Annotated in this window: 21 protein-coding genes; 6 read left to right on the top strand and 15 right to left on the bottom strand. The window is 57.9% G+C overall.

The features are described from left to right. Positions 1 to 98 precede the first annotated feature (98 nt). Positions 99 to 731, top strand: a complete 633-nt coding sequence (locus tag GZ092_RS00820; protein ID WP_293633642.1) for a hemolysin III family protein — start codon at positions 99 to 101, stop codon at positions 729 to 731. Between the two features lie 8 nt (positions 732 to 739). On the opposite strand, the gene GZ092_RS00825 is transcribed toward GZ092_RS00820, so the two are convergent. From GZ092_RS00825 to GZ092_RS00835, 3 genes are all read right to left on the bottom strand, one after another. Then, positions 740 to 1489 carry an alpha/beta hydrolase gene (locus GZ092_RS00825; protein ID WP_293633644.1) on the bottom strand — a complete coding sequence of 250 codons (750 nt, stop codon included), beginning with the start codon at positions 1487 to 1489 and terminating at the stop codon, positions 740 to 742. Positions 1490 to 1498: 9 nt separating this feature from the next. Beyond that, a complete protein-coding gene (locus GZ092_RS00830; protein ID WP_293633646.1) occupies positions 1499 to 2530 on the bottom strand; it encodes a M14 family zinc carboxypeptidase in 1032 nt (343 codons plus the stop codon). 513 nt (positions 2531 to 3043) lie between these two features. Then, the gene (locus GZ092_RS00835; RefSeq protein ID WP_293633648.1) at positions 3044 to 3904 is read right to left on the bottom strand and encodes a GNAT family N-acyltransferase; all 861 of its coding nucleotides are present in this window, start codon (positions 3902 to 3904) and stop codon (positions 3044 to 3046) included. 188 nt (positions 3905 to 4092) lie between these two features. Between GZ092_RS00835 and GZ092_RS00840 the strand changes: the two genes are divergently transcribed. Next, a complete protein-coding gene (locus GZ092_RS00840; protein WP_293633650.1) occupies positions 4093 to 4323 on the top strand; it encodes a hypothetical protein in 231 nt (76 codons plus the stop codon). Between the two features lie 533 nt (positions 4324 to 4856). Here GZ092_RS00840 and GZ092_RS00845 read toward each other — a convergent pair. Continuing rightward, positions 4857 to 5573: a hypothetical protein gene (locus GZ092_RS00845; RefSeq protein WP_293633652.1), complete on the bottom strand. Its 717-nt coding sequence runs from the start codon at positions 5571 to 5573 to the stop codon at positions 4857 to 4859. Between the two features lie 127 nt (positions 5574 to 5700). Between GZ092_RS00845 and GZ092_RS00850 the strand changes: the two genes are divergently transcribed. Then, positions 5701 to 6900 (top strand): DUF2252 family protein, encoded by a 1200-nt coding sequence (locus GZ092_RS00850; RefSeq protein ID WP_293633654.1) that lies wholly within the window; start codon positions 5701 to 5703, stop codon positions 6898 to 6900. 94 nt (positions 6901 to 6994) lie between these two features. Here the strand turns inward: GZ092_RS00850 and GZ092_RS00855 are convergent, their stop codons facing one another. The 3 genes from GZ092_RS00855 to GZ092_RS00865 all read right to left on the bottom strand — a co-directional run bounded on the left by GZ092_RS00855 (position 6995) and on the right by GZ092_RS00865 (position 11482). Further along, entirely contained in the window at positions 6995 to 8218 is a 1224-nt protein-coding gene (locus tag GZ092_RS00855; protein ID WP_293633656.1) for a glycerophosphodiester phosphodiesterase, read from the bottom strand. Between the two features lie 112 nt (positions 8219 to 8330). Further along, positions 8331 to 9452: a hypothetical protein gene (locus GZ092_RS00860; protein ID WP_293633658.1), complete on the bottom strand. Its 1122-nt coding sequence runs from the start codon at positions 9450 to 9452 to the stop codon at positions 8331 to 8333. A 134-nt stretch (positions 9453 to 9586) separates the two neighbouring features. Beyond that, entirely contained in the window at positions 9587 to 11482 is a 1896-nt protein-coding gene (locus tag GZ092_RS00865; protein WP_293633660.1) for a 5'-nucleotidase C-terminal domain-containing protein, read from the bottom strand. A gap of 365 nt (positions 11483 to 11847) precedes the next feature. Between GZ092_RS00865 and GZ092_RS00870 the strand changes: the two genes are divergently transcribed. Then, positions 11848 to 12384, top strand: coding sequence for a hypothetical protein (locus tag GZ092_RS00870; protein WP_293633662.1), 537 nt, complete (start codon positions 11848 to 11850; stop codon positions 12382 to 12384). A 58-nt stretch (positions 12385 to 12442) separates the two neighbouring features. On the opposite strand, the gene GZ092_RS00875 is transcribed toward GZ092_RS00870, so the two are convergent. From GZ092_RS00875 to GZ092_RS00885, 3 genes are all read right to left on the bottom strand, one after another. Then, positions 12443 to 14227: an alpha/beta fold hydrolase gene (locus GZ092_RS00875; RefSeq protein WP_293633664.1), complete on the bottom strand. Its 1785-nt coding sequence runs from the start codon at positions 14225 to 14227 to the stop codon at positions 12443 to 12445. Positions 14228 to 14321: 94 nt separating this feature from the next. Continuing rightward, the gene (locus GZ092_RS00880; RefSeq protein ID WP_293633666.1) at positions 14322 to 15977 is read right to left on the bottom strand and encodes a PEP/pyruvate-binding domain-containing protein; all 1656 of its coding nucleotides are present in this window, start codon (positions 15975 to 15977) and stop codon (positions 14322 to 14324) included. After that, a complete protein-coding gene (locus GZ092_RS00885; RefSeq protein ID WP_293633668.1) occupies positions 15974 to 17929 on the bottom strand; it encodes a DUF47 family protein in 1956 nt (651 codons plus the stop codon). Before GZ092_RS00885 ends, GZ092_RS00880 begins: the two co-directional genes overlap by 4 nt. Positions 17930 to 18415: 486 nt before the next feature. Here GZ092_RS00885 and GZ092_RS00890 point away from each other — a divergent pair, with 486 nt between their 5' ends. Continuing rightward, a complete protein-coding gene (locus GZ092_RS00890; protein WP_293633670.1) occupies positions 18416 to 18709 on the top strand; it encodes a magnesium transporter in 294 nt (97 codons plus the stop codon). A gap of 67 nt (positions 18710 to 18776) precedes the next feature. On the opposite strand, the gene GZ092_RS00895 is transcribed toward GZ092_RS00890, so the two are convergent. From GZ092_RS00895 to GZ092_RS00915, 5 genes are all read right to left on the bottom strand, one after another. After that, on the bottom strand, positions 18777 to 19037 hold the full coding sequence (locus GZ092_RS00895; RefSeq protein ID WP_293633672.1) for a hypothetical protein: 261 nt from the start codon (positions 19035 to 19037) through the stop codon (positions 18777 to 18779). A gap of 585 nt (positions 19038 to 19622) precedes the next feature. Next, a complete protein-coding gene (locus GZ092_RS00900) occupies positions 19623 to 21131 on the bottom strand; it encodes a CYTH and CHAD domain-containing protein (protein WP_293633674.1) in 1509 nt (502 codons plus the stop codon). Between the two features lie 287 nt (positions 21132 to 21418). Beyond that, a complete protein-coding gene (locus GZ092_RS00905; RefSeq protein WP_293633676.1) occupies positions 21419 to 21688 on the bottom strand; it encodes a hypothetical protein in 270 nt (89 codons plus the stop codon). Positions 21689 to 22066: 378 nt separating this feature from the next. Continuing rightward, complete coding sequence (locus GZ092_RS00910; protein WP_363254137.1) at positions 22067 to 22726, bottom strand: endonuclease/exonuclease/phosphatase family protein; 660 nt, start codon at positions 22724 to 22726, stop codon at positions 22067 to 22069. A 146-nt stretch (positions 22727 to 22872) separates the two neighbouring features. After that, positions 22873 to 24249, bottom strand: a complete 1377-nt coding sequence (locus GZ092_RS00915; protein WP_293633678.1) for a site-specific integrase — start codon at positions 24247 to 24249, stop codon at positions 22873 to 22875. Between the two features lie 386 nt (positions 24250 to 24635). On the opposite strand from GZ092_RS00915, the gene GZ092_RS00920 reads away from it, so the two are divergent. After that, the gene (locus tag GZ092_RS00920; RefSeq protein ID WP_363254138.1) at positions 24636 to 24809 is read left to right on the top strand and encodes a DUF6691 family protein; all 174 of its coding nucleotides are present in this window, start codon (positions 24636 to 24638) and stop codon (positions 24807 to 24809) included. The last annotated feature ends 53 nt before the right edge of the window (positions 24810 to 24862 follow it).

Raw genomic sequence — 24862 nt, forward strand, 5'->3', positions numbered from 1 at the left:
AGTCCAGTTCAAACGACGTGGCCCTTAACCAAAGCATGCCCTTTTCCATAAGACTCTATGTACCCTATGTGTGAGTGAGTCCAACGAAAATCGTCGCCATGACCTCACATACACAAAGCGTGGGTGAAGAAATAGCCAATAGCGTCAGTCATGGGATTGCATTGCTGGCAGTGATCGCAGCCACATGGTCTCTGGCCTCTGACCACTACAAAACCCCCGCAAGCTTCGCCGGGGCCATGGTTTTTGCGGGAACGATGGTGTGTTTATATCTAACCTCGACCATTTACCACGCGCTACCGATCGGCCGCGCCAAACAGGTGCTCCTCAAACTCGATTACGGCGCCATCTTCTTGTTCATCGCGGGAAGTTATACCCCCTTCGCGCTGAGTGCTCGCGACGAAGGACCCGATTGGGCATTGCTTGGGACCGTATGGTTGATGGCCATTGTTGGCATGGCGCTGAAGATTTCAAACCGATTGAGGCAGCCTGGGCTGTCCACGGTGTTATATGTTTTGATGGGCTGGGCGGTACTGATGGCCGCGCTGCCGCTCATCGATCATCTGCCCGTGGCAAGCATGATCTGGCTGATCGCAGGCGGAATTGCCTACACCGTTGGAACCCTTTTTTTCATGATGGATGCCCGCGTGCGCTACGCCCATGCGGTCTGGCATGGGTTTGTTGTTGTTGGGACGAGTTGTCACTACTTGGCGGTGTGCAACTTGGCGGGTTGACCACGAAGCTACTGCCTGCCTGACCACCGCTGGATCTTTTCAATCACCCAGCTGGGATCGTCCAGGACAAGGTCATGTCCGGCCATTGGGTGAAGCTGCATCGGGCATTTCCAGCTAGATGAGATGGCCAGGGAACAGTTGACATGCACCAGCGCATCTTGCTTGCTGGACAAGATCAACACATCCGTATCAGGCGCCCCTGAACGGACTCGATACCGAAGGGCCGCCACGACTTGCCTGAGCGCATTGGTCCGGCTAACGGGGTGCTTGATGCGTGCCTGAATCCAGTGATCAATGATCTGCGCGCGCTGTTCCGCCCGGTTGCTGGTCAACTCCAAAATAATGTGCTCGGCCTCCGCAGGGTCCCGGATCAGCAGGACAAGCCGCAGAAGCGGCAGGTAGTTGCGTGGCCGCATCCGGTGGTAGAAAGGGCTGAATTTACCCAAACTGCTGTTGATGAGGACGCACCCCATCACTTCACCGGAGCCTTGGTAAGACCATTCGGTCGCCACCATGGCGCCGAGCGACATGGCCAGCAAGAAGTAGGGCGGCGGATGACCGCGCCTGATGAGTTCATCGCGGCAGTACGTCACCATCGTGACGATGGACATCGGACTGGTCATGTGGTGAAGCTCACCGTTTCCAGGCAGATCAAGACAGATCACCTTTGATCCGGGCAGGGCTTGTTCAAAATCAGCGGGGAAGCCGCCCCAATGGGCCGTTTCACGGGTCAATCCGCGCAGGAAGATCCAGAGCATTTCGAGGGCCTAGCCATACCACTGGGCAAGCGCATCGGCATGGAGCTGGGCACGCTCTGCAGGCGCGGGCGTCCAAAGCGCGTGACCGCAAGCAGCCCTTCCCAGAAAGTCCAGCAGCCCGATATGGCGCCGCAGCACCCGGTGCTCGCGGTGCGCGATCAGGGGGTTAAACATTCCGTGGCGGGAAAACGCCTGCCTCGGGTTTTTCTTGATCCATGACCACGATCCCATCTCCAGCGTCAAGGGTAGAAAAATGCTTTCCCTATTTTGACAAGCCTGCAGATACAGGTGATCCCATAAATCGCCGTGGGCCAGATACTGAACGCTCTGCGGCTCGAAGACATACTGATGGTGACTATAGGCTTGCAAATAAATCTCCTTGAGCGCATGCATTTCAGCCAGATGCGCGATGGGTGTTTTGGTATGCGCATACGGAAACCAGATCCGGTCTTTGAAGCCCAGTCCAGAATGGCAGTCGAGGGCAATACTGAATTTCCGAGGCAAAAGCTCAGACGTCACCACCTCACACAGGGCCTGACTTTCTTGTTCCAGAGGCTGGCCCGATTTGCCCCGATACCAGGGCAGGCCGGGGCTGATGCGCTGGCCACCGGCCAGAAAAGGCACCTTTTCAGTGGCATCGACTGGGGCGTTGCGCATCAGATCTACGCCACGCGGATTGGCCCGAGTACCCAATGCCATGCCTGCCGGATTGACGATCGGCATAAACACAAGTCGAACGCTTTCGAGCTGGCGGTGCAAGCTGGTGTCCCAGCGTAGCCGCATCACCAGGCTTTCCAGGTAGGAAATCACCACTTGGGCTCCGATGCGCTCAAGTCCATGCACACCACCAAAAAACCCAACTGATGGTGTGTCGGGACTGGGATTGCCCAGGGCGATCGCATAGATGGGATAACGCGACGCCCCTAGCCCGGAGACTTGGCGCAACAGGCTGACGTCCAGGTGCGAGCCGCCCAGTTCAATGACGTTTTCGAGCGCCGACAACTCGAGTAATGAAGGTTCACGCACCGTGTGAATCGCCATTCCGGCGCCCGGGATCCATCAAAAGCCGGCAACGCACCCATGAATTGCGGTCATCAGCAAAAGAGGTCGGGCAAGGCAAGACGCGGGTTGACGCAAAACCGTCACGTAAAGTGGCTATTGTTTGCAAGTCATCCATCACGCCAAGGATCCCACCATGCTCTGGAAACTGTTTGATTTGCCGAAGAAACTTGACTGGATTTTTGGCAGCGACTGGATCTGCCTTGATGATGGCAAGCGTTGCGGGCTCAAAAAATGATTGGACATCTCAACGCTTCCAAAATGGGGTTCAAGTTGCTGGTGCTGTGCAGCAGCGTCATGCTAGGCTTTGCCGAGTTTCTTGCCTTGCAGCGTTCCCGTTATAGGGCCCGACGCGCGCAGAACTGATCGTTGCAGTCGTCTTGTCTGTTGTTCGTGGCTCCACGGCTACGGCAATTGCTGACAGGTCAACTGGAGGCCGCCCTCATGATGGCAGCAGAAGTAGCCGATTCTGCTTCTGCGGTGCATGGGGCGACATCAATCCAGCACCGTTTGTACCGAAAAATGCTTTAGGTAGCGTGCTGGCAAATCTGCAATCTGCATCATCATGGGCAGGTCCGCCGAGTTGAAATCCGGATCCCATGCCGGCGCACCAAGCACCCTGGCCCCCAGTCGCAGATAGCCCTTAATCAGCGCGGGCGGCTCGACCACCAGCGAGTCGTCAAGCTGCTCGACCGGCAGCGCCAAGCGCGGTGTGACCCGGTAGTCGATAGGGGCTAGGTGCGTTTGCCTGACCTGGCGCCAGATGCTGGCGGCCGCGTGGCCGCCCAGCACCCCGTTGTGCTGCATGGGAATACTCGCGCACCCGATCATGGTGTCGAGCCGATTGCGGGCCATGAACTCGGCCAGCGCGCCCCAGAGCGCGAGAATTACACCGCCATGGCGATGGTCAGCATGTACGCAACTCCGGCCCAGCTCGACCATGCGCTCACGCAGGGGTCCAAGCTTGGCCAGGTCGAACTCGGTGTCGCTGTAGGTACCACCCGCGCGCTTGGCCTGCGCCGGGGTCAGCACCCGGTAGGTGCCGATCACCTCCTGGCTGGTCGTGTCCCGCACCAGTAGGTGCTCACAGTAATCGTCGAACACATCAACATCATGCATGGGCAGCACCTGGGACAAATTGGCACCCATTTCGAGTGCAAACACCTGGTATCTCAGCCGCTGCGCTTCCCGGACCTCATCTTGATTGCGGGCCCAGCTAACCGAAATTTTTCCCATGAACGGGGTGGGCTTCGGCTCCACAGGGATTGAAATGCGTTCATGAGGGGTTCGATGAAGTGACCTCCGAGGCATTTCAACTGGTGAAAAGGCAAAAGTTGGGGTAGGCAATTCTTTCATGACAATGTCCTTGGTTTACGGGGCAATCACACAGTGCCCCTTCCAGTCCGCCCCAACCGGAAGAGTTGTCAAAAAGCCCTTGCAAAGGGCTTGCAACGGCGTAAAGATCAGCAGGCAGAGGACTGCATTTCCGACCATCTGGGTTGGACATGGCGTCTGGATGACGTTAACCGGCTGGGCGGCAGACCTTGGGGGCGTGGACGGATGCCGGATTTGAAGCGCAGTTCACCGGGGCTGCGCGTCATGGCGTGCGTGGTGCAGCGAACAATCCGCCGGCGCTGGTTGTCGAGGTCGTGAATGCTGGCGCCAGTGGTGTGAGCGACACATTTTTCAAGCTGGCTGGTGGGTTTCATATTGAACTCCGAAGCGAACTCCATGCGGGAATGATGGAATTTTGGGCGCTGGGGGTGACGAAGTAATGTCAGTTCAATGGCACTTGCGTGACACGCTTTCCCGCGAGTTATCGGCGAGAAGACTTGGCGAGCCGCAATTTTTGGGACTGATCCAGTGCGAGACGCAAACCAAGTCACTTTCTGGTGTGTTGGCTCACACATGCACCGGATCGAGTTTGAAGGCGGTCAGCCGTGTGAAATCGCTGGCGTACAAACCGGGCCTCACAGCGCAATGTCCAATCTGTTGACCCATGCAGTACGCCACCACCATACGGAGCGCTTATGTTCGCCTTGCAGTGGAGCGCTGCAAGCGGCGGAGAATTGACCCGCCATGATTTAACGCCAAGGACAGCGGCTGCGTTATTGTTCTGCAACACCTGTAGCGGCGTACGGCATGTTTCTTCAGGATTGATCGCAAACTGTTCGCGTGAACCTGACGGTATGGGGCAAGCCCTTGACATCGACAAGTACGCCGCGCCTGGCCAAGCCACGGCGTAGGGTTCCTGCTTTTCTGCGATATTTCTGCCGCGCGTATTGGCCGGCCGTCTGCTGCGTAGTGGCTATTTTTTGGAAGGACGGCCGGTCTTCACTGTGGGGACAACCTTCAATGCACTTAAATACATGGCATCCGGCATGGCAGCCAAGGCCTTGATACCTGCACGAATCAACTCGCTTTTTTTGATTGAAGTGCCCAGCTTACCTGCACGGTGCTTGAGTTCATCGAGCACCGTGTACTCCGCTTTGGGAATGGTGAAACTGTCACGCACCAGTTTCGGTTTTTTCTCCTTGAGCGTCTTTTCGGCTTTCTGGCTAACGGCCTGCTTGACCAATGCTTTGGCAGGTGCCTTGAGAATTGGTTTCACCGAGGACTTGAATACCGCTTGCACCGCTGGTGCCGTTTTACCCGCTGGCTTGGCGGGCATTTTGGACACGGCTTGAACTGCTGCCTTTGCAGCGACTGCGGTTTTTTTGGCAACCGGTGTTGCGGCTGCTTTGGCGGGCAACTTGGCGTTTGATTTGACCCCTGGCTTTGCAGCGACGGCGGATTTTTGAGCCGCTGGCATCGCTGCTTTGGCTGACACCTTGGGGGGTGCTTTAGTTGCTGGCTTTGCCGCTACAGCGGGTTCTTTGGCCACCGGCGCTGTCCCTTCATTGGCGGGCAGATTCGCCGCATCTTGCGACGCGATGGCTGTAGTGGCTGTTTGAGATGGAGTTGGAGTGGCTGCCTGGGCTGGTTCCGAAATGGCTGTGGTGATTGTTGCGTCGGTGGCGGTCATGGTGTAATACCTCTTCATTAAACAGGGTATACAGTTTATATCGTTTGATAAGAAGTTTGACGCCAAGTTTGTGTGCCAGCGAAGCAGGGTTGCCTTGACGGCCAGTATCAACAGGGAGATTTCAACAATGGATGTGGTTCAGCAAATTCGTGCCTTCAATGCCGGCCGTGACCCCGAGCGGCTGGCGCTCAAGTACGCCAAGATGCGCAGTGACCCCTTCGTGTTTCTGCGAGGCGCCTGCCACCTGTTTTACGATCGGTTGCCCTGCAAAGGCCTGTTCAAGTCGGCGCCCTTGGTCTGGTCATGTGGTGACCTGCATCTGGAGAACTTCGGCAGTTACAAGGGCGACAACCGGCCGGTCTATTTCGACATGAATGACTTCGATGAAGGCCTTCTGGCGCCAGCCACCTGGGATGTGGTGCGCATGCTGACCAGCCTGCGCCTAGCGGCCCACAGCCTGGGGATCAAGCCAGGCGAGACCCAGGAGCTCTGCGCGACATTCCTGCAGGCCTATGGGTCCGCGCTGGCACAGGGCAAGGCGTATTGGGTCGATCCGCGCACGGCCAATGGCCTAGTGCAGGATCTGCTCGATGGCCTGGGCGAGCGCAAGCGAGGCGACTTCATCGATTCGCGCACGCAGCTCAAGGACAAGAAATGCGTCATCAAGGTCGATGGCCAGAAAGCCTTGCCGGCAGGCAAGACCGATCGCAAGAAGGTGGAAAACTTCATGGCTGGTTTCGCCAAGGCGCAATCCGACCCAGGGTTTTTCAAGGTGCTGGACGTGGCACGCCGCATTGCGGGTACGGGCAGCCTGGGTGTGGAGCGCTACGTCATCCTGGTGCAAGGCAAGGGGTCGCCCGACGGGCATTACCTCCTCGATCTCAAGGCGTCCTTCCCCTCGTCGCTGGCCAGGCATGCGACAGTCAAACAGCCCAAGTGGAAGTCCGAGGCACACCGCATCGTGGAGATGCAGCGGCGCCTGCAGGCCGTCCCGATGGCGTTTTTACAGCCGGTTTTCATCGGCCGTCAGGCTTATGTGTTGCGCGAACTGCAGCCCTCAGAAGACCGTGTCTCGCTGGACGGTGCCAAGCAGTCCCAAGGGGACATCAAGCAGGTGATTGCCACCATGGGACGCATCGTGGCGTGGGGCCAGTTGCGCAGTGCGGGTCGGCAAGGCTCGGCCATTGCCGACGAGCTAATGGACTATGCCCAGGGCAAGAAATGGCAAAGTCAGTTGCTGGAATCAACGCAAGACCTCGCCAAGCAGACCATGCTCGATGCCGCGACTTTTGCCAGTGCTTATGACGAAGGCGCGTTTCAGCACTGAATTGTGCAACTCTTTGCGATGAGCCGAAGCTGAAAGGCGCATGCGGCTTAATTCGCGCCCTTCATCTTTCCGACACGTCTTGAGAATCCCCCGATCAGCGGCCCAACTCCTTCAGGTAATCTTTGCGTGCTTGCAGCGCGGTATCGGGAAAGTCGCTGAACAGGCCATCGAGCCCCAGGCGGTAGAACTGCAGGTATTCGACTTTCGGGTCCTTGTTGTAGTCAAAAGCCAGGCGGCGTGCTTCGCTCCGAAACGTGTAGGCATGCACGAACAGGCCGGCTTTGTGGGCGTCGTCTATCAGGCTGGTTGCGCTCTGGCTGCTGGCATCGTTGTAGTCGCGCTTGCCGTCGCCATTGCGGTCAACGATGTTGCCTGCTGAATCCAGCGTTGCCTTGATTGGCACGATGTAGGGCTTCCAGGGGCCAATCCCATCGGCATAGGTCTTGATCTCGGCCAGCCCAGCGGGGGTCACCATGGCGCTGAACAGGCGGGTGTCGCCGTTGACGGCCCAGTCATACGGGCGGTCATAGGGTGCGGCGTAGCTCAGCTTGCCGGTTTTCAGGTCATAGTCGTCCGCGTCGATCAGCTGGACCATGCGGGTGGTTAGGCCCTTGACCTTCATCTCTTTCAGGCTGCCGGGCTCAAAGCTTTGCACCAGCACCGGCGCGCTGCGGCTGTTCCAGCCGGCTGCGTTCAGGCTGGCAATCAGCCGGTCTTCGATGCCCAGACCGAGTGCGCGGTGAAAGGTCGGGTGTTTGGTTTCAGGGTAGATGCCAATATCGCGGCCTGATGAAACGCGGCGGGCTTTGACCAAGTCGACGATTTCCTGCAGGGTCGGGATCTGGTAGAGACCGTTGAACTGCTGAGGACGCTCGGCATCGGTAATCAGCGCGCCCAGCTCCTTGATTTCGGCCAGAGTGAAATCGCTCGCAAACCAGCCGGTTTCGTCCACGCCATCGACCTTTTTGGTGGTCTTGCGGCTGGCAAACTTCGTCAAGGTAGAAACGTTTGTGGTGCTTGTGATATTGGGTTCGTGGCGGGCGATCAGAACGCCGTCCTTGGTGACCACCAGATCTGGCTCGACAAAGTCTGCACCCATTTCGATAGCACGTCCATAAGCCTCCAGGGTGTGTTCAGGCAGGTAGCCCGAAGCGCCGCGGTGGCCAATGACCAGAGGTTGCCCGTTGGACAGGGTCTTAAAAGGCTGCACAGTGCTGACTGGCGAGTCATCACCGCCGCCGCAGGCAGAAAGGACCAGCAAGGCGACTGCCGCCATCGCAAAATGAGCCAAACGAGCGGGTTTTGCAGGAAGCATCATGGAACAAACTCCTGTATTGAATTAGCTTTTCAGTATGTCCCAGCGTTGTGACAATGCGGTGAAACCGGGGCTGCTGTTGGGCGCAACATGTTGAGCAAAAGCCGGCGCGTTTTCAGGGCACGGCAATTACCTGCAGGCTGGTTTTCAGGCTGGCCTCGTAAATCTTGTCCACAGAGGCGCGCGGTCTGGCACTTGCAGGGGCTGCTGGTATTCCTGCCTGCGGCGGTACGGCCGAGAAGGTGGCACCAAGCGCGTTTCTGAGTTCCGAAGCCGGAACCAGACGGTCGCCGCCTTGCCCGACCCGACCCGGCAGCGCCAGGCCGATGAGTTGTCCGCCCGCATTAAACACCGGCCCGCCACGCGGCCCGGCCGGCAGAGCTAAGCCCAGCAGTCGCTCGCCGGTGGTTCCACTGGCGCTGCCCAGAAAGCCGGTACGCAACAGGGGCCAGGCAGGCGCGGCATCTGGCGTTGCGGCATATTCCACGGCGAAACCAGGACTTCCAGGAAAAGCATCGCTGGCGGCCACCAACTGGTCGTCTGGGACGGGTAGCCGGCTCTGCAGGCGCACCAGCGCCACGCCCAGTGCGCTGAATTTTTGATCGGTCCGGGCTTGCACCAGCTGGCCCAGCCCGTTGCGTAGCCAGAGGCGGCCAGAGGCCGGCAGCAGGCTCAAAGGCAGCAGCGCTTTCGTGCCGCCGTGGAGCAGCACCGCACTGCCCACGACGCGGGCGGAGGCAGGCAAGCCGTTCATGCCGCCATACGGCGCCAGCCGTGTTGGCAGCGTCAGCAGCGGGCCGCTGGCAACCGGCATGCCCGAGCGCAGTTGTTGCTGCACCGCCTGAACCCTTGGGTTGCCCGGTATGCGGGTTTCGGCGTTGGCCAGCAGCCGCTGGGCAATGGCAGGCTGGCCGCCCGCATGCAGCAGCCACACATAGAGCAGCGATCCGCCCACCTCGTCAAGGTGGGCGCCGGCGGTATGTGCGCCAAATGCCAATGCGCGTCGGTAGTCGCCGGACTGCATGTAGGCACGAACCAAGGCGATTTCAGTGTCGGCGGCATGCAGGATCAGCGCAGCACGTTCGAACGCATTGAGCGCGCCGGTCACGTCAAGCCGGGCCAGCGCGGTTTCGCCTTTCTTGAGCAACTCAGCACGTTCCTGCAAACGGGCTGGCGTTGCTGCTTCCACTTCATGATGCGCATCGCCAGCAGGAGGTACAGATCGCCCTTGTTCCATGTAAGGGTGTAGATGGACGTTGCCGTCAGCCCCCGCCGCCATTGCCCTGTCTTCAGCTACCGCCACCAAGCCAAGCATCATCAGTAAAACCGTGCGGCATTTTGGCGAAATGCCGTTCGCCTGTCGTTTTTTCCTCACGGATTGACGTTGGCGCCACCCGGGCAGATGGCGCTGGTACCTACGCGGTTAATGCGTGGCGTACCTGCATCAAGCACGTTGGCGCCAGGCGCATAAGCCGCCTTGGACGCCTTAAAGTCGGCCAAGTAGGCCGTCAGCGCATCAATGTCCTGCGCCCCGCCGATTCGGTCGGTGCCCTTGACCAGCGTGGCGTAGCCGTCGCCGCCATCGGCCATGAAGTTGTTGACCGTCACGCGGTAAGACTTGGCGGGGTTTTGCACCGTGCCGCTGGCGTCCACCAGTGTTTCAACAACGCTGCTACTCCGCAGCGTGACGTTGCTGACGCGCGCGCCGCAGGCCTTGGCGCCGTCCCACGTGTACTTGAAACCGGCCGAAGGAATCGCAAAGCGGGTGGCAGTGGGCGACTGGCCCAGGCAGCCGGCGAACTGCTCTTCCAGAAAGTCCTTGATGTTCTGCGTGGTCAGTGACAAAGTGACCAGGCTGTTGCCGAAGGGCTGGACCGTGAAAGCCTCGCCGTAGGTCACATTGCCGTTGCCTTCGCCCGCCGTGCTGGAGGCAAAGGTAAAGCCGGGGCTGCGCACACCGCCACCGTTCATGAAGGCCATCACGGCGCCGCCAAAGCCGGCCGGCTGAGTGGCCGCCAGCTGTGAGTCGGCGATCAGGTTGCCTGCCGGCATGTTGCACGCGCCGTCGGTGCGGGTGTTGGGCAGGTCGGCAGTGATGCCGCCAATGATGCTGTTGGCCAGCGGCGAAACCAGGCTTTTGTAGCCGGCCACGATCTTCGCCACCACGGTGTCTGCGGTGATGGCGGGGTCGTTGCGCACCACCAGCCGATTGGTGGCCAAGGCTTTGATGATGTCGCCGGTCGAGGGGTCAATCGTCACATCAATATCGGTCAACACCCGGCCGAACGAACTGGCGCTGGTGACCGAGATGCGGCGGCCGGTTGTGTTGGGCAGCATGCAGTTGTAGGCCGCGTGGGTGTGGCCGCTGACCACCAGGTCTACGGCGTTGTCGAACTTGCTGACAATGCTGGCAATCGCTGATCCAGCCAACTGGCCTTCGCAGGCATTGATGTCGCCCAGCGTGCCAGCCTGAAAGCCGCCTTCATGCACCAAGACGACGATGGAGGAAATGCCTGCTGCGCGCAATTCGGGAATCAGCGCGTTGACGGTTTGCGCCTCGTCGCGGAACTCCAGTCCGGCAACGCCCGACGGCGTGACGATGGTGGGCGTGGCCTTGAGCGTCATGCCAATGAAGGCCACCTTGACACCGTTGAACGTCTTGACGCCATACGCAGGCAACAGTGGCTTGCCGGTGGCAGTCGAAATTACGTTGGCCGACAGCCATTGGAACTTGGCACCCTCGAACGGTACCGGCGTACCGGCTGCTGCACCCTGGCAGCTGTTGGGGTCCACCACACCGGCAGTCATCTTGCAGCCGCCGTTTTGCAGGCGCAGCAGTTCGGCCGAGCCTTTGTCGAACTCGTGGTTGCCGACTGAATTGAATTCCAGGCCGATGCGGTTGAGCGTTTCTACCGAAGGCTCGTCGAAAAACAGCGATGAAATCAGCGGTGAGGCACCAATCGAGTCACCCGCGCCAACCACCACGTTCAGCGGATTTTTCTTTTTAAGGCTCGCGATATGGGCTGCCATGAATTCCGCGCCGCCCACGGCCGGACGGCTGGCAGCAGGCACTGCGGTAGTTTCGCCAAACGTACCGGGCGACTCCAGCGTGCCGTGATAGTCGTTGAACCCCATCACCTTGATGGTGAAAGGCTCGGCCAGCGGTGTGGGTGTGGCGACCGTGATGGCATCGCTGCCGCCGCAGGCCACCAGTACAGAGCCTGCCACCAACGACAGTGCGGCAGCGGCCAAGAAAGTTTTATTCATCATGCAACTCTTTCAGAATCTCAAGCCAGTTGGGACAGCACCGTGGCACTGTAGGCAGTGACGGTGTCAGTTTCGTGACGCCAAAGGCCGAGAGTAGTTACTGCAACGCCCGGCTCACCGCTGAATGCTTTTGCCAGCATGCCCCCGCCAGCCGAACTAGCCGCACTGCTCGGCGCCTCGGCAATTCGGTCACGGATCAACTCTCTATCTGTGCCTTTAAAAACTTCCGCTGGCGGGAATTGACTGTTCTAACGGTCGTTGTATGGATGGATGGAAACATGACACGGGAGCCAACAGTCATAAATAAGACACGGGAAATTTCTACGATGCATCACTTCATTACAAATAAAAATTAGGCGCCGTGCATGCACCTCCACAAGTCAGAAAAGGCCAAGCGCGAACTCAGCTCCAGGCAGCGTGTGCTCAATATTCGCGAACGGGGTGCACTTTTTCTCGCGGATGGTTGTAAAACGCAAGATGAAATGCAGGTATTGCTGCGCGATGATGGCAGCATCTTGCAAAAGCTGATTTCTGACGGGTATCTGGTCCGCCTTGAGGCAAGCGGTCACCGTGCATTGGCTCTTGAGACTAAAGTGGTGGCTCCAGCGCTTCAGTTGCCCCCGGCCCCTGTTGCACCACCTGGATCATCCAGCGACAACTTCGACGGCAAACGCTCCTTGGCAACCACCCGAATGTTCCTGTTTGACATTTGCGAGCGAATGTTTTCCAAAAAGGCACCCGCACTGGCCCATCAATACCGAGATCAACTGCGACAAGCACGTGACCGTGAATCCATGGTGGCTATTGCTCGCGACATCATTGTGAAAGTGGAAGAAATTGCGGGCTCGGAACGAGCCGATGGCTTGAGCGAGCGCATCGCAATGATGTTGCCGCCGGAGTAAAACTGGTTGCAAGCCTGGTACAACTGATGACAGGTGCTACTCCCGGAGGAGTAGCCTCTCAGTCTGCATAACGAATTTGTATGTAGTTGCCAGGCGCATCACCCAGTACGCAGGCAGGATTGAGGGGTGCAGGCGCTACGGGTGCGCCCGAACGCTCCTTCAACCAGACGTCCATGGCCTCCCACCAGGAACCCTCAAACGAGGGCGCATTGACAGCCCATTCGTCCGGGTCTGTCCAACCGTGGCCTGGCTCCACGCTACCCCGTTGGTAGCTGCGGCGGGGGTGGCCCGGCTCCGAGACAATTCCCGCGTTATGCCCGCCAGCGGCCAGGATGAACATGGTGTGGGTATCCGTGAAAAGGTGAATTTTGTAGACAGAGCGCCAAGGCGAGACGTGATCCCGCACGGTGCCCACTACCAGCATGGGCGCCTTGATGTCTATGAGGGACACGCCCGTGCCCCCCAAACGGTAATGCCCGGAGGCCAGTGCGTTGTTGAGATAAAGCGAAGACAGGTATTCCGAATGCATGCGCTCGGTCAGGCGCGTCACGTCGGTGTTCCAGCTCATCATGTCATTGCCCACATCGTCCTCGCCCAGCAGGTAACGATGCGTCTGGCGAGCCCAGATCAAGTCACGGGAATTGAGAAACTGGAAGGCGCCGCCCATCTGCCGCCCCGATATGTAGCCGGTGCGTGCCATGGTCTCGCGCAAGGTCTGAATCTGGTCTTCGTCGATAAAAACGCCAAGTTCGCCGGGTTCACTAAAGTCGGTCAACGACGCCAGCAGGGTGACCGTGGCCAACTCGGGCAGATAGCCCCATCGGGCGGCATTTTCCTTCAGGCCCAGCGCGGCGGCCACGATGGACAGGAACGTGCCGCCCAGGCAATAGCCCATCGCGTGAATGCGGGGGGCGCCCGTAAGCGACCTGACGGCGGCCATAGCTTCCATCACGCCCATCTGCAGGTAGTCTTGCATGCCCAGATCGCGATCGCGGGCATCCGGGTTGCGCCACGAGATCATGAACACCGTATACCCCTGGCCGACCAGGTAGCGCACCATGGAATTGGCGGGCGACAAGTCAAGAATGTAATACTTCATGATGCACGAGGGTACGATCAGCAAAGGCTCCGGCAGCACCTTGTCAGTGGTCGGTAGGTACTGAACCAGCTCCACCAGGTGATTGCGGAACACCACCTTGCCCGGAGTCACCGCCACGTCCTTGCCAACTTCGAAAGTCAGTGGTTTGAGCGATCCGGGGCTGATGACGCTTCGGGCCTTGTAATCTTCCTTCAGGTCTCGAAGATAGTTTTTTTGCCCCTGAAGCAAGCTCTGCCCCATGGACGCCTGGCTCTTCTTGAGCACTTCGGGGTTGGTCAGCGGCCAGTTGGAAGGCGACAGCGCATCGAGCCATTGGCGGCTGAAAAAGTCCACGACATGCTGGTGATGTTTGGCCACGCCATCCACTCTGGCGGATTCCCGCCGCCAGGAGTCACTGGCCTTGAAGCCTTCTTTCAGTGCCTTGAAAGGCCATGATTTCCATGCTTCATCGTTAAAGCGGTGGTCATTTTCCTGGACTGGTGTGTCATGCCCATCGACGCTAGTTTGGGTTTGCAAGGTATGGACCCAGGCCTCCCAGGAAAGCGACATGCCTAACCTGCCCAGGCGCGCTTGGCGGCTCGGCGAGACGGCAAGGTGCAGGGCCCAATCTGCAAATGCCAAACCGAGCGAGATTGGTGACAGGCCCATGCTGGACTTGGAAAGCTGCAAATGCAACGCCCTGTCAACCGATGTCTCGACCGGAGGTGACGGTTTGAGTGTCAACGCAGAAGGTATGGATTTCATGCGGTCTTGTGCGAATGGATTGAAGAATCAGGCAGCGGCGTGGCAACCGCCATCGACGTAAATTGTCTGGTTGGTCATGCCGGAATGGCGGCACTCATGAAGTGCTGTGTTTGTGGTGGTGGTGATGATGATTGGCGGGGGCCTGCGCCGCTCGAAGTGCTCTGAGCCGATCGACCAGAGCGGCATCGGGCACGAAGACGGCGGCAACCTCGCCGGCGTAGACGTTGCCTTCGTTGCCGTCCAGGCTGATGACATCGCCTTCTTTAAGCAGCAGGTCCCCCAGGCGGATGGTCCGTGCGCTCAGGTCGATTCGCAGTGTTTCACACCCGACCAGACAGACTTTTCCCAGTTGTCGGGCCACCACAGCAGCGTGGGAAGTGCGCGCGCCCCGCTGCGTCAGCAAGCCGGCTGCAAATTCAAGGGCCGCGATGTCACTGGTTTCGGCGTCCTGGCGGACCAGAACCAGGCTGGCACCTTCAGCGGCACGGGCTGCGGCGCGTGCGCTGTCCAGCACAATTTCACCGGACACCACGCCGGAGCAGGCCGACATGGCACGGCCGATCGGGCTGGCCTGCCCCGGCGTGGTATCCGGGTCGCCTTGGGACGCCAGTTGCACCGTGCCAAGGTCTTCCTCGCTAAAGTCCTTCGTGCGCTCCAGGGCGGTGGCGGCGTCTATCAGGCCTTCATCCAGGAGATCGAGTGCGATGCGGGCGGCCGCCAGGGGTGTTCGTTTGCCAGAGCGTGTCTGCAGCATGTGCAGCACGCCGTCTTGCACCGTGAATTCGAAATCCTGCATATCCGAGAACTCCCGCTCCAGGGTCTGCACCGCGTCCTGCAGCTTGCGCCAGGCGTCCGGCGCCACGCTGGCCAGCGCCTCGTGTCCATGGGCATTCCTCCGACCTGAAACAACGTCTTCGCCCTGGGCATTGGCCAGAAAATCCACCCATGGCTGGCGCTCGCCGGTCGTGGGATTGCGGGTGAAGCCGACGCCGGCACCCGCATGTCCACCGCTGTTGCCAAACACCATGCTTTGAATCGTCACGGCCGTCCCCATGGCAGCGTCGATCTGATTGATCTCGCGGTAGGCCTGTGCCTTTTCCGCGTGCCATGACATGAAAACCCCCCGAATAGCTCCGGACAGCTGTGCATTGGCATCCTGCGGGAACGGCTGCCCGCTGTGCAACTGGTACAGCGCCAGAAACTGGCGCGTCAGGCTGCGTAATTCTGCGAAGTCCAACTGCCGCTCGTCGCGCCCTTGGGTGGCATGCTCGATCTCGTCCTCGAACAGGGAGCCCGGCAAGCCTGCCACTACTTCGCCATAGCTGGCAATAAGCCGCCGGTAAGCATCCCAGACCAGTCTGGGATTGCCGGTCTGGCGCAGCAGGCCGGGCAGGGTCTGGTCACACAACCCGATGTTGAGCAGCGTCTCCATCATGCCCGGCATGGACACGGGGGCTCCGGAGCGGACTGACACGATCAACGGCCTGCGCACATCGCCAAGTACGCGTCCCGTCGCGTCTTGCAAGGCCGGCAGCCCGATGGTGAACACGGGCAGCATGCACTCTTCGGGTGATTTTGCGTAGTGCGTGCCGATCACCAGTGCCGGCGGAACGGGCAGTCCGATACCTGTCATGCGCAGAAGGTTGTAGGCCTTGGACCCCATGGTCTCCCGGTTCGGCTTGTGATGGGGGGGCGTGTTGCCCTCGGCAATCAGATACAGATGTTTGGGCCAGAGGCTTAGTGAGTTCATGCCGTCATCCCAGTTTTGGTGAGGACCATCTTGCGCAGCGCATAACCGGCTGCTAGCAGGCCGTCAGAAGCTTTTTCGATCGTGGTGGCCAGGTCGCTGGCCAGGAGCAGGCCGGCAGGGGAGGCATGAAGCGAGATGACAATGCTCTTGCGAGCTTGACGCGACAATTCGTCGCACAGCCGCTCCGCGCGCAACATGCGCCAGAGTGTCTGCAGAAACAAGTCGCTGTCGACCGCGTCGCCGTACTCACTGACTTGGCGCGCGATCTCAATGGCTTTGACTTGGTCCTGAATGGCTGCCAGGGTCGTGTCCGCTAGATGGCGCAGCACTTCGGTGACCGGTGCCGGAAGCCCCTGAAGAGGCTCGCCCAGCGTCATGGAGTGGATGAAGAAGGCTTCCTCCAGCGCATCGGCCACATCATCTGCCTTTTCCAGAAGTTCGACCACCGGGCGCCAGCGGCTTTGTCGCTCTGCGCGTTGTCGGGCATCTATCAGCAGGTGGTCAGCTTGCCGTTCCCAGGTTTTGGCGCGCAGCACGAGGCTGGCATTTTGGTTTTCATCAACGGCTGTTGCGTTTTCGAGCGCCTCGCACAGTGCCTGCGCAATCGCATGGCAGTAGGCCGCATGCTCGGCCAGCAAATCGAACTCAAAAGTGCGCTGGCGCAGCACGCGAGCGAGTAGCATTTGCGCCTCGTCAGCCACCAGCGCCACAGGCTGCTGCTGACGCAGCATGATGCTGGACATGCGCAGGATCTCCAGCAAAAAGTCGCTTGCCGAAGCCTCCCCCAGAATGTCATCGAGACGATCACCGACCCGAAAAGCCTCGCTGTCCACCGCCTGCATCGCATTGAAAACCAGTCGTTCCCCGCCTGCCAGAAGCCATGCCATGTGCCCCAGTTCCTCCTCTGCGGCGCGGCGCAGGATCGCCTGCGCCTGAGGCTTTTTAACGAAGTTCTGCAGGCGCTTGCGGGCGCGGTTCCAGTCAATGACGAACACGATGCGCGAGGCGACGGCCTCAAGTCCGTCCATGAGTATCTCGTCATCATCGGCTTTGAGGTGGGCCTTCCCCACCTGGTACGGCTTGCCTGCATTGAGACCGTCGGAGGTTACGGGGTCGTACACCGTCCATTCGAAACCTGCAACCTCCAGCATCTGGCGAAAAAATTCAAAGCGCCCGGCATGAAGATCGGAATAGGTCAGGTTGATGGTGCGCTGCTCCACCTCGATCACCAAGACATGCACATCGTTGGTGCCAATGTCGTTCTGGATCAGGAGTTGCGAGCCATTGCGGGTCACGGCGGTGTCCAGACCGGGGTGAGAAAATTTTAGCGGCGCCGTTCGATGCAGGCCCCGCATGAAGGCCTTGATCAGCGGGCGGTCGGTTTCGTCGATTTGCCAGACGTGTGCGCCATCAATGTCTTCGGTGGCGATCTCGCTGGCCGTGGCGTTGAGTTGCTTGTGCAAATCCATCACCAGGATATGGAAACTGTCGCCATGCTTTCGGTCTCCACGGGTCAGGTCAGCCAGTGCCTGAGGCCCAAGCCCTTCCTCGTCTTCCATGACATGAATTTTTTGCAACCAAATATCCCGGCGGGCTATCAGTTGCGGATGATGTTCACGCCCCCCTTCGGCAAGAGGACGGGCCATCAGGGATAAATCCGACGCCATCGCACCAAGCAACTGCTCCAGTTGGGGAATAACCAGCGTCCGGTCATCAAGGTAAGCCGTCTTGACCAGTTCCTGGAGCCAGGCCGCGCCATGCAGGCCGCACTGCGCAAGCTCCCGTCCCCAGTCTGCCGCAGGGTTATCCGGCGAAGCGGCATGCTGGGCAGCGGACTGGATCATTGACAGGTACAACTTCAGGCGATCATTCGCCAGCAGTGCCGCCTTGACCCAGGCGGGCATCAGCAGGGATGACTGTCCCAGGGATGCGACCGCTTTTTCTTTAAGCATGTGAACTCTCGATCTGGAATGAAATTCACAGGCAATACTAAAAGTTGGATGTGTCGAATGGATGACAACGACAGCCTTTGTCTTTGAACTTCTTACATCTTGAATTAAATAATGCATTTTTTATGACGAGATTGAGTTCGTTCGATTCACATCAGGTCAATGGCGATGCATGGGTAACAGTCATCCATGGAGGCACGAAGTCACTCTGAATCTGACTTGTTTTCGTCTCAATACGCCTTATTTATCCGCGTCTTCGTCATAGTTCGTATGCGCAATTCTGGTAGTCTTTTTTCTCGGAACCTATTTTTTTGCTGATCATTAAAGGTATCGAATGAGCGAAAACCGCAAACAACGATCTGACCGCAAGGAACGGCATGCTGAGCAAAGTCGTACCAGCCAACGCCGACGTGAAAAGCAACAACTCACAGAACGGTATGGTGGACACCCAATTTTTCCGGAACCTGAACCAAAGGGCGTTTACCGGCCGTGTTCGAGCGTGTAGTAGAGTTGCGAACCGGAATCCTGATTGGCGTGGTGCTTGCGCTCCTGGCGTTCCCTATGGTGTGGTTGGGGTTCGGTGAACTGCGAATGGCCGCCGCCGTGACCTTGGCGCTGGCCGCGGCCAGCATCGTGGCCTCGACCCTTGGGTTGCTGCTGCCCTCGCTGCTGGCGCGCTTCAGGTTCGACCCGGCGTATGGCATCGGGCCCCTGGCGACAATCGTGCAGGACGTGCTGACCCTGCTGATCTACTTCGCTTGCGTTTCGGTGATTGTTCTCTGAGGGCGCCTTGACCGCTGGTACAGAGTCTTTGCGCAGAAGCAGCTCGCGGGCAAGAGGCTTCTGCGCGTTATTGCTGCGGCTGCCGTAATTCTGCCGTCTGCATGGAAATATCGAAAAGTTTTGCCTTGCCAGCGTAGTACCGGTCAAGCCGCCATTCCTGAAGAATTTCCATTGCCAGGTTGAAGCGATCAAAATCGAGTTCGTAGATGTCCGCAATCGGAAAATTCTTTTTGGCTCCCAGCGCCAGCACGAGACTGGAGAGTGTCTGAGCGTCCGGATTGGCAGGGTTTTTCTCAATAAATTTTCGAGCTTTCTTGAGGGCATTCATGGGTTTATCTTCTATGAAAATGAGAAAATTTTGTGCTGTTGCAGGGCATGAACTCGCAAACGATGTCGTTGTCGCGCGAGGTGTGGTGATGGCCATCATCCTGATGGCCATTTGGGGCAGCAAGATATGCGATCTTATCGCCCTCATGCGCCATCACTGTGCGCCACGCGACTGGCCTCGCATAGTGGTATGTCAAACCGGCTTGGCCCACCAACGGCGACGCCACGCAGGAATTTCGCCAGTCCAAGGTTCGCATCCCGCTTGGCTGCCCATATTGCAGCTTGCACGATGTCATTTGACGTCCCGATGTTCGTCTGCAGCGCCGCAAGGGCACTTTCAGATCAGCCTTTGCATTGCCTGGCCCATTGTGTTGAGGGAACGCTTTCAGCCATTGCTTGATTGTCTGCAGAGTGGAACCGACGGCGAATGCTTCGCGCGCGTAGCGGACTGATCTGTGCTGCAGATTGGCGGCCTATGCCAAGGCTTGGAGCGCGCTCCGCCTTCGGCTGAACTAAAGAGGGAAGGGCTGCGCATCTCGGACATCGCGATCCATCACAATCTCCATTGCGGCACCTTGCGTGAAAGTCAGCCAGAACGATCCTGCCCCACTGCGACGCCGCGCAAGAACTCTGCCAGTTCATGGTCTGCTTCCACCTTCACCACTAGCAGATTTGCCTGCACAACATCGCGCGCCATGCCGATGTTCGTCTGCAAATCCGTGGCCTGCCGATACCAGCGTTTGGTGCGCTGCCGGTTCAGGAGGGGCTTCAATGCTTCGATGCCGTAGCGCGTTCGCTTAGCCAGAATGCGAGCTTGGTGTTGACCTTCGAGCGTATCGGCATCGTGGAGCGCCCCTTTGAGCTGCTTATGCAGGCGGGCAATGCGGCGCCTGGCCCAGCGGCGAAATGACATGTCGAGAGCATCCCGAGCTTCCCCTGATTCCTTCTGCCGAGGCAGCTCTTCCAGCCATTGCGTGATTCCAAGCAAAGCCGCGCCGACACTTGGCACTTCGAGTGCGTAGCAAATGGCTTTGCGCTGAACGTCTGCCGACTGCGTCAAGGCTTGATTCAATGCCTGCCACTTTTCTTCCCGGCGGACATTGCCCGCCATGTAGGCGTCCGCGAACTTCGGCAGGGTTTCAGTTCGTGCCACATCCAGGTCTCGCAGTTCGCCGACCAGCGTCAAAAGCGTTTTCAGGGGCTCCCAGGAGGGCACTGTATCGGCATCAAGGAGGAGCTTGAAAAGCCGGTAGGCACTTCTGAAGCGTCGCCAGCCGACCCGTGCCTGATGTAGCACCTCAGGGGAATTTGAATGACGCAGTGTATTGAGGTTGGCTGTGAACTGACAAAACATCTCTTGGAGCACGCGCTGCGCCGCCTCGGCGGGAACCATTTTGGCGTGCAACGTTGGCGGCTGCGCTCGCAGTGGGCGGTCCAGGGAGCCCTCGGCCAATGCATAGCCACGCTCGGCCTTGCTCCGGGTTTCTGGCATCACCGCGATGCTGCGGGCGATCTGCTGTGCAATACCGAACAGCGCTGCTGGCTGGCCTGCCAGCAGTTCGAGTTCAAGCTCGCAAATAGGTATGCGCTTGCCCTCAACCACAATCTGCCCGACGTCGAGCGACACCTCCACGATGCTGCCGCCCGGCTTGCGCACGGTCCAGCTGGTCCGGTCAAAGCTGGTGACAAAGCATGGCGCAAGCTTGCGAAACAGATCGCCGTCAGGATCGATGTCTATCCAAGGCGTGGCTTCAAGCGCCGGCAAGGCCAATTGGGCACCGGGCACGGAGGTTTCCCATTCGCCGCGCTGGCTCAAGGCCGAGTTGCCTGTGCCGCCCATCTTGAGGGTCTGAAGCCATTCAGGCTTTGCATCACTGCCCACGCGCCTGAGCCGCAAGGCTACGCGCTTGCGGCGCAGCGTTTGCTCAGGGGTGTCGTAGTAGGTATTGTGCAGCTGCAGATGGCTTGGCTTGCGGCGCGCCAGCCCCGGCATGCGGGCCAGTTTTTTTTCCAGTTCAGCCGGGTCGCATGCTGGTAGCGCAAGCTTGAGTTCTATCTCTTGTGGTCGGGGGGATAAGGCGTCGTTTTTTTTCATGGCGTTCCGTCTAAAGTTCACAAGTTAATGGCTCAAGGAGCAGCTACCCAAAGAGGATGCCGGGCTGTCTGAAGGTATGCAACCGAAAATTGTTACGGCCGCTGTCGTCAATCTTTATCCAGAGTCGCTCAAGCTCAGGAGGGCTGTATGGCGAGCCTTCATGAGTCCCGTTTCAAGTTACGATTTACTACCAATTTCAAGGTGGCCCACTTTAGGACAAGCATCCAAAATACATGGCATGACAGCTCGCAGACAAGGCATGAGCAAGGAAATCGTCGCCAGTGCAGTCACTGCGTCGCGTAATTGACCATGCCCGGTTTAGTTGCACTGGCTAATTCAATACTCCCATGCGGTTTTGCATGGATTCGTTGCCACTGACACGAACTTTCACACCTTCTGTGCAGAGTTGCTGGGTTTGAGGCGCTTTCAGAAGCTATTGTTCCTTTCAAATGGAGAAAAAGCGGATGCACAAAAACCTTCAAAACCTCGAAAGACTCTGCCAAAAACTGCAGTTCCGGTATGGCCAGGACGATGAATTGGTCATGCAGGTGAAGCATGAAATTGACTCAAACGTGACCCGGTATTCAAAGAATCGTCACAGTGAAAACCAAGGGCGATACCGGGAGCGCAAGGAAGAGTTCTCCATGCCTCCGCACTAAAAATCTGGCTTGGCAGACGCTGAGTTGCTGCAGAAATCTTGGCGTTTGATGCCAAACCAGACGCTGAATCGGACTTTTTCCTCCTCACCTTAGTACAAGCAGCACAGGTTTGTGATCAGACGCGTCACCCATCGCATCCACTCGGATTTCCTTTACCCGGGGCGCAAGATCCTCGCTAACCAAGATGAAGTCGAAGGTAAACGGCTGGTCTGGCCACTGGGCCTTATCGTAGATGCCCACTGTGGGGGCATGCGACTCGCCGCAATGGGTAATTTCCTAAGCATTGCGGTAAGGGTGCGTGGCACTGTCCGTCGCAGCCAGCATTCGCGCCATTTCAGCGGAGCCGGGCTGGCAGTTGAAGTCACCGGTGAGGATCGATGCTGCAGCACGTGGCACGAAGAAGAATGGACCTTCGGATACCTGGCCTGGTCGCAAGTTACCTGCCTGTGCCATGGCTTCCTGATGCAATTGGCGCAGTCGTTCAATCTGGGACATGCGTTGCCGGCTGGAATAGTATTCCAGATGGGTGGTGGTGACACGCACCAAACCTAATGGCGTGTTCAGTGTGGCCTCTAGGGCAATCCGTTGCATTCTGAGAACATCCGGGTCAGCCGGCCATGGCAACAGGTGACGGAATACCTGCTGCACAGGAAAACGCGAAAAAATCATGTTGCCGAATGTTCGGCGGCCACCTGCTGGATGGGGGGTGTCGGTGGCCACGCCCACGACTGCGGTATAGCCCGGCAGAAGATCGGCCAGGTACTGGAACTGGTCTCGACCATCGCAGCCTGGCAATTCGGGATAACCGGCTGAAACCTCTTGGACGCAGAGCACGTCGAAATCGACCAGGCGGCGTGCATGGGCCACAACCCGGTCAAGATCAACCCTGCCGTCGGCGCCGCGTCCCCATTGGATGTTCCACGTAACGAGTTGCATACTTCGTCTGAAAATTTGGTCTAAAGGCAATCACCTGAGTCGGCGATCACTTCATCCCGCCCTGGTCAATGACGCACCACCCAATGCAGCCAGCAAAAAACACGATGGCTACTCAATTCAAGCGAGAGCCACTACCCCACATTAGGCTAGTGCTGCGGCCCTAGAATCGCTGCAACTTTAGCGCCAAGAAGCTCCCAAGCCTTGCGTTTCTCTTCAGCGTAGTCATACGGGCCATACACGCGATCCAGTTTGGATCCTACCGTGTGGTTGAGGCATCGGTTTCTCGTATCGTCATCGACCTTCTCGCGCTGCATAAACGTCGAGCCTGTCCGTCGTAAGTCATGCGGAGACCAGTCACCGTTTTGCCCACCGCCCAAAACAAGTGAATCGTCACAACGACGACCCTTGAGCGGTTTGGACCTCTGCTTAAATCTTGTCTGCCGGTCGCCGACCTGCTTTGACACGCTATTGGTTGCGACGTACTGATCGCCCAAATTCTTGGCTGGAAAACACCATGGACTATTACCGGTAATCTGATTCAGTGACAGAAATTGCGCCTTCGAAAAAGTCGAAAGAAAAATCACGAAATCTGGCCTCGTATCAGTTCGTTCGTGTTTGAAGTTTCCTCGAGGGATTCTCCATTCACCCTTTTCCAGATTTACGTGTTCCCAACGTGCCATTAGCAATTCGCCAATTCGGCACATCGTGCTCAAGCAAAGCCATAACGCGATTTTTGTCTCGCTTTTTACTGGCCTGGTAGCGTTGCGTCGGTCTGGCGCATCGTTGTACTGATGCTGCATCCTATCGAAAATATCCTGTAACTCGCGAATTTCGTTGTCCGTCAAGATTCTGTTCGATATGTTTGAAAGATCATAGTCAGGCGTCACCAAAGTCTGGATTTGAATCCGCTTGGAAGGGTCACCGTCTACCAATAGACGGCGCCATGGTTGTTCTTCCTCAGCCCAGCGAAACATTTGCTGAATGTCAGCGAGCAAAAGAACAATGGTGCGATTAACGCCACGGATCGCAACTTTCCGTAATAGGTCGCGAATGTGGTCAGCCGTCACGTCCTTGACCGGGACATCCCCAATTTGGGGTAGCACATCTTTTTCAAAGGCTCGTCGAAGGGATTGATTGTTATTTTTTCGGGCTACGCCATTGGTCAACCACTTTTCGAACAAAGTCCGGACGGGTAACCTTGTCGTTAACGCCTGTAGTTCCGCATCAGCTTGATCTTTTTCCTGCTTGGCGCGCTGTTTCTTGAAATCGGTGCCGTCACGAGCGAGAGATTGAATTCGGACGTTTTCCGTGTTTGCTTCAGCCAACGACATGTAGCCATCTCCACTTCCGTAGGGTTTTGGCAACCGAACTTCGATTTGTGAACCATTGACAACATACCGAACGTGCCAGGTTTTCACGCCATCTGCCGCTACTCGGAGATATAAACCGCGATCGACTGTTAGCCGATACGCAGTAGGTTTCGGCCTTGCAGCCTCAATTGCTCTAACTGTGAGTTTTGCCATACGTCTCCTAGCCATGTCCTAAAAATCGCTGGATTCGAGTGTACGTCGATGGACAAGGTTGGACGAGTATATTTTATAAGTTGTTGTTTTTAAAAGGATTTATTGTCCGCTGTAATCCATTCAAATCCATAAGAAACTGGCTACGAACCAAGGGGTCGTGGGTTCAATTCCTGCCAGCCGCACCATAACAATAGCGTTATAGAACAACAGCTTAGAGATCAAAAGTCTCTAGGCTGTTTTTCTTTGTGCGTTCGGTTTTGGCTCTCAGGCTGGTTCTGGACGACTTTTGACTCTACAAGCTGTGAATTCACAAACGAGAGCGAATTCCGTCGGCTCAAGTGGGTTCTGGCCAACAACATGGACCCATGTTGCTCGTGGGGCCAGAGATGAAATTGTTCACTGCAAGTCATATCGACTGGCGTCTGGTCACAGGCAGCACACAGTTCGGCAACGGCTGGAGCATCGCCGGTTTCTCCCCGGGCCCCGGCCTGGTGGCGCTGGGTATGGGCGAGTTCAAGGTGCTGGTCTTTGTTTGTGGTCATGGCCCTCCTGGGCTTTGATAGGTTCACCACGACATGAATCTTTGAATTTCAGGTCGATGTGAAAAATCCGG

Source organism: Polaromonas sp., from assembly GCF_010365105.1.
Classification (GTDB): domain Bacteria; phylum Pseudomonadota; class Gammaproteobacteria; order Burkholderiales; family Burkholderiaceae_C; genus Polaromonas.

Excerpts from the sequence above, each read along its gene's own strand:
- GZ092_RS00820 (WP_293633642.1), top strand. The coding sequence starts at position 99 with ATGACCTCACATACACAAAGCGTGGGTGAAGAAATAGCCAATAGCGTC.
- GZ092_RS00920 (WP_363254138.1), top strand. The coding sequence starts at position 24,636 with ATGAAATTGTTCACTGCAAGTCATATCGACTGGCGTCTGGTCACAGGC.
- GZ092_RS00905 (WP_293633676.1), bottom strand. The coding sequence starts at position 21,688 with ATGCTTCACCTGCATGACCAATTCATCGTCCTGGCCATACCGGAACTG.
- GZ092_RS00855 (WP_293633656.1), bottom strand. The coding sequence starts at position 8,218 with ATGATGCTTCCTGCAAAACCCGCTCGTTTGGCTCATTTTGCGATGGCG.
- GZ092_RS00870 (WP_293633662.1), top strand. The coding sequence starts at position 11,848 with ATGCACCTCCACAAGTCAGAAAAGGCCAAGCGCGAACTCAGCTCCAGG.
- GZ092_RS00830 (WP_293633646.1), bottom strand. The coding sequence starts at position 2,530 with ATGGCGATTCACACGGTGCGTGAACCTTCATTACTCGAGTTGTCGGCG.
- GZ092_RS00845 (WP_293633652.1), bottom strand. The coding sequence starts at position 5,573 with ATGACCGCCACCGACGCAACAATCACCACAGCCATTTCGGAACCAGCC.
- GZ092_RS00880 (WP_293633666.1), bottom strand. The coding sequence starts at position 15,977 with ATGAACTCACTAAGCCTCTGGCCCAAACATCTGTATCTGATTGCCGAG.
- GZ092_RS00860 (WP_293633658.1), bottom strand. The coding sequence starts at position 9,452 with ATGGAACAAGGGCGATCTGTACCTCCTGCTGGCGATGCGCATCATGAA.
- GZ092_RS00910 (WP_363254137.1), bottom strand. The coding sequence starts at position 22,726 with ATGCAACTCGTTACGTGGAACATCCAATGGGGACGCGGCGCCGACGGC.
- GZ092_RS00850 (WP_293633654.1), top strand. The coding sequence starts at position 5,701 with ATGGATGTGGTTCAGCAAATTCGTGCCTTCAATGCCGGCCGTGACCCC.
- GZ092_RS00895 (WP_293633672.1), bottom strand. The coding sequence starts at position 19,037 with ATGAATGCCCTCAAGAAAGCTCGAAAATTTATTGAGAAAAACCCTGCC.
- GZ092_RS00915 (WP_293633678.1), bottom strand. The coding sequence starts at position 24,249 with ATGGCAAAACTCACAGTTAGAGCAATTGAGGCTGCAAGGCCGAAACCT.
- GZ092_RS00825 (WP_293633644.1), bottom strand. The coding sequence starts at position 1,489 with ATGCTCTGGATCTTCCTGCGCGGATTGACCCGTGAAACGGCCCATTGG.
- GZ092_RS00885 (WP_293633668.1), bottom strand. The coding sequence starts at position 17,929 with ATGCTTAAAGAAAAAGCGGTCGCATCCCTGGGACAGTCATCCCTGCTG.
- GZ092_RS00875 (WP_293633664.1), bottom strand. The coding sequence starts at position 14,227 with ATGAAATCCATACCTTCTGCGTTGACACTCAAACCGTCACCTCCGGTC.
- GZ092_RS00865 (WP_293633660.1), bottom strand. The coding sequence starts at position 11,482 with ATGAATAAAACTTTCTTGGCCGCTGCCGCACTGTCGTTGGTGGCAGGC.
- GZ092_RS00835 (WP_293633648.1), bottom strand. The coding sequence starts at position 3,904 with ATGAAAGAATTGCCTACCCCAACTTTTGCCTTTTCACCAGTTGAAATG.
- GZ092_RS00900 (WP_293633674.1), bottom strand. The coding sequence starts at position 21,131 with ATGAAAAAAAACGACGCCTTATCCCCCCGACCACAAGAGATAGAACTC.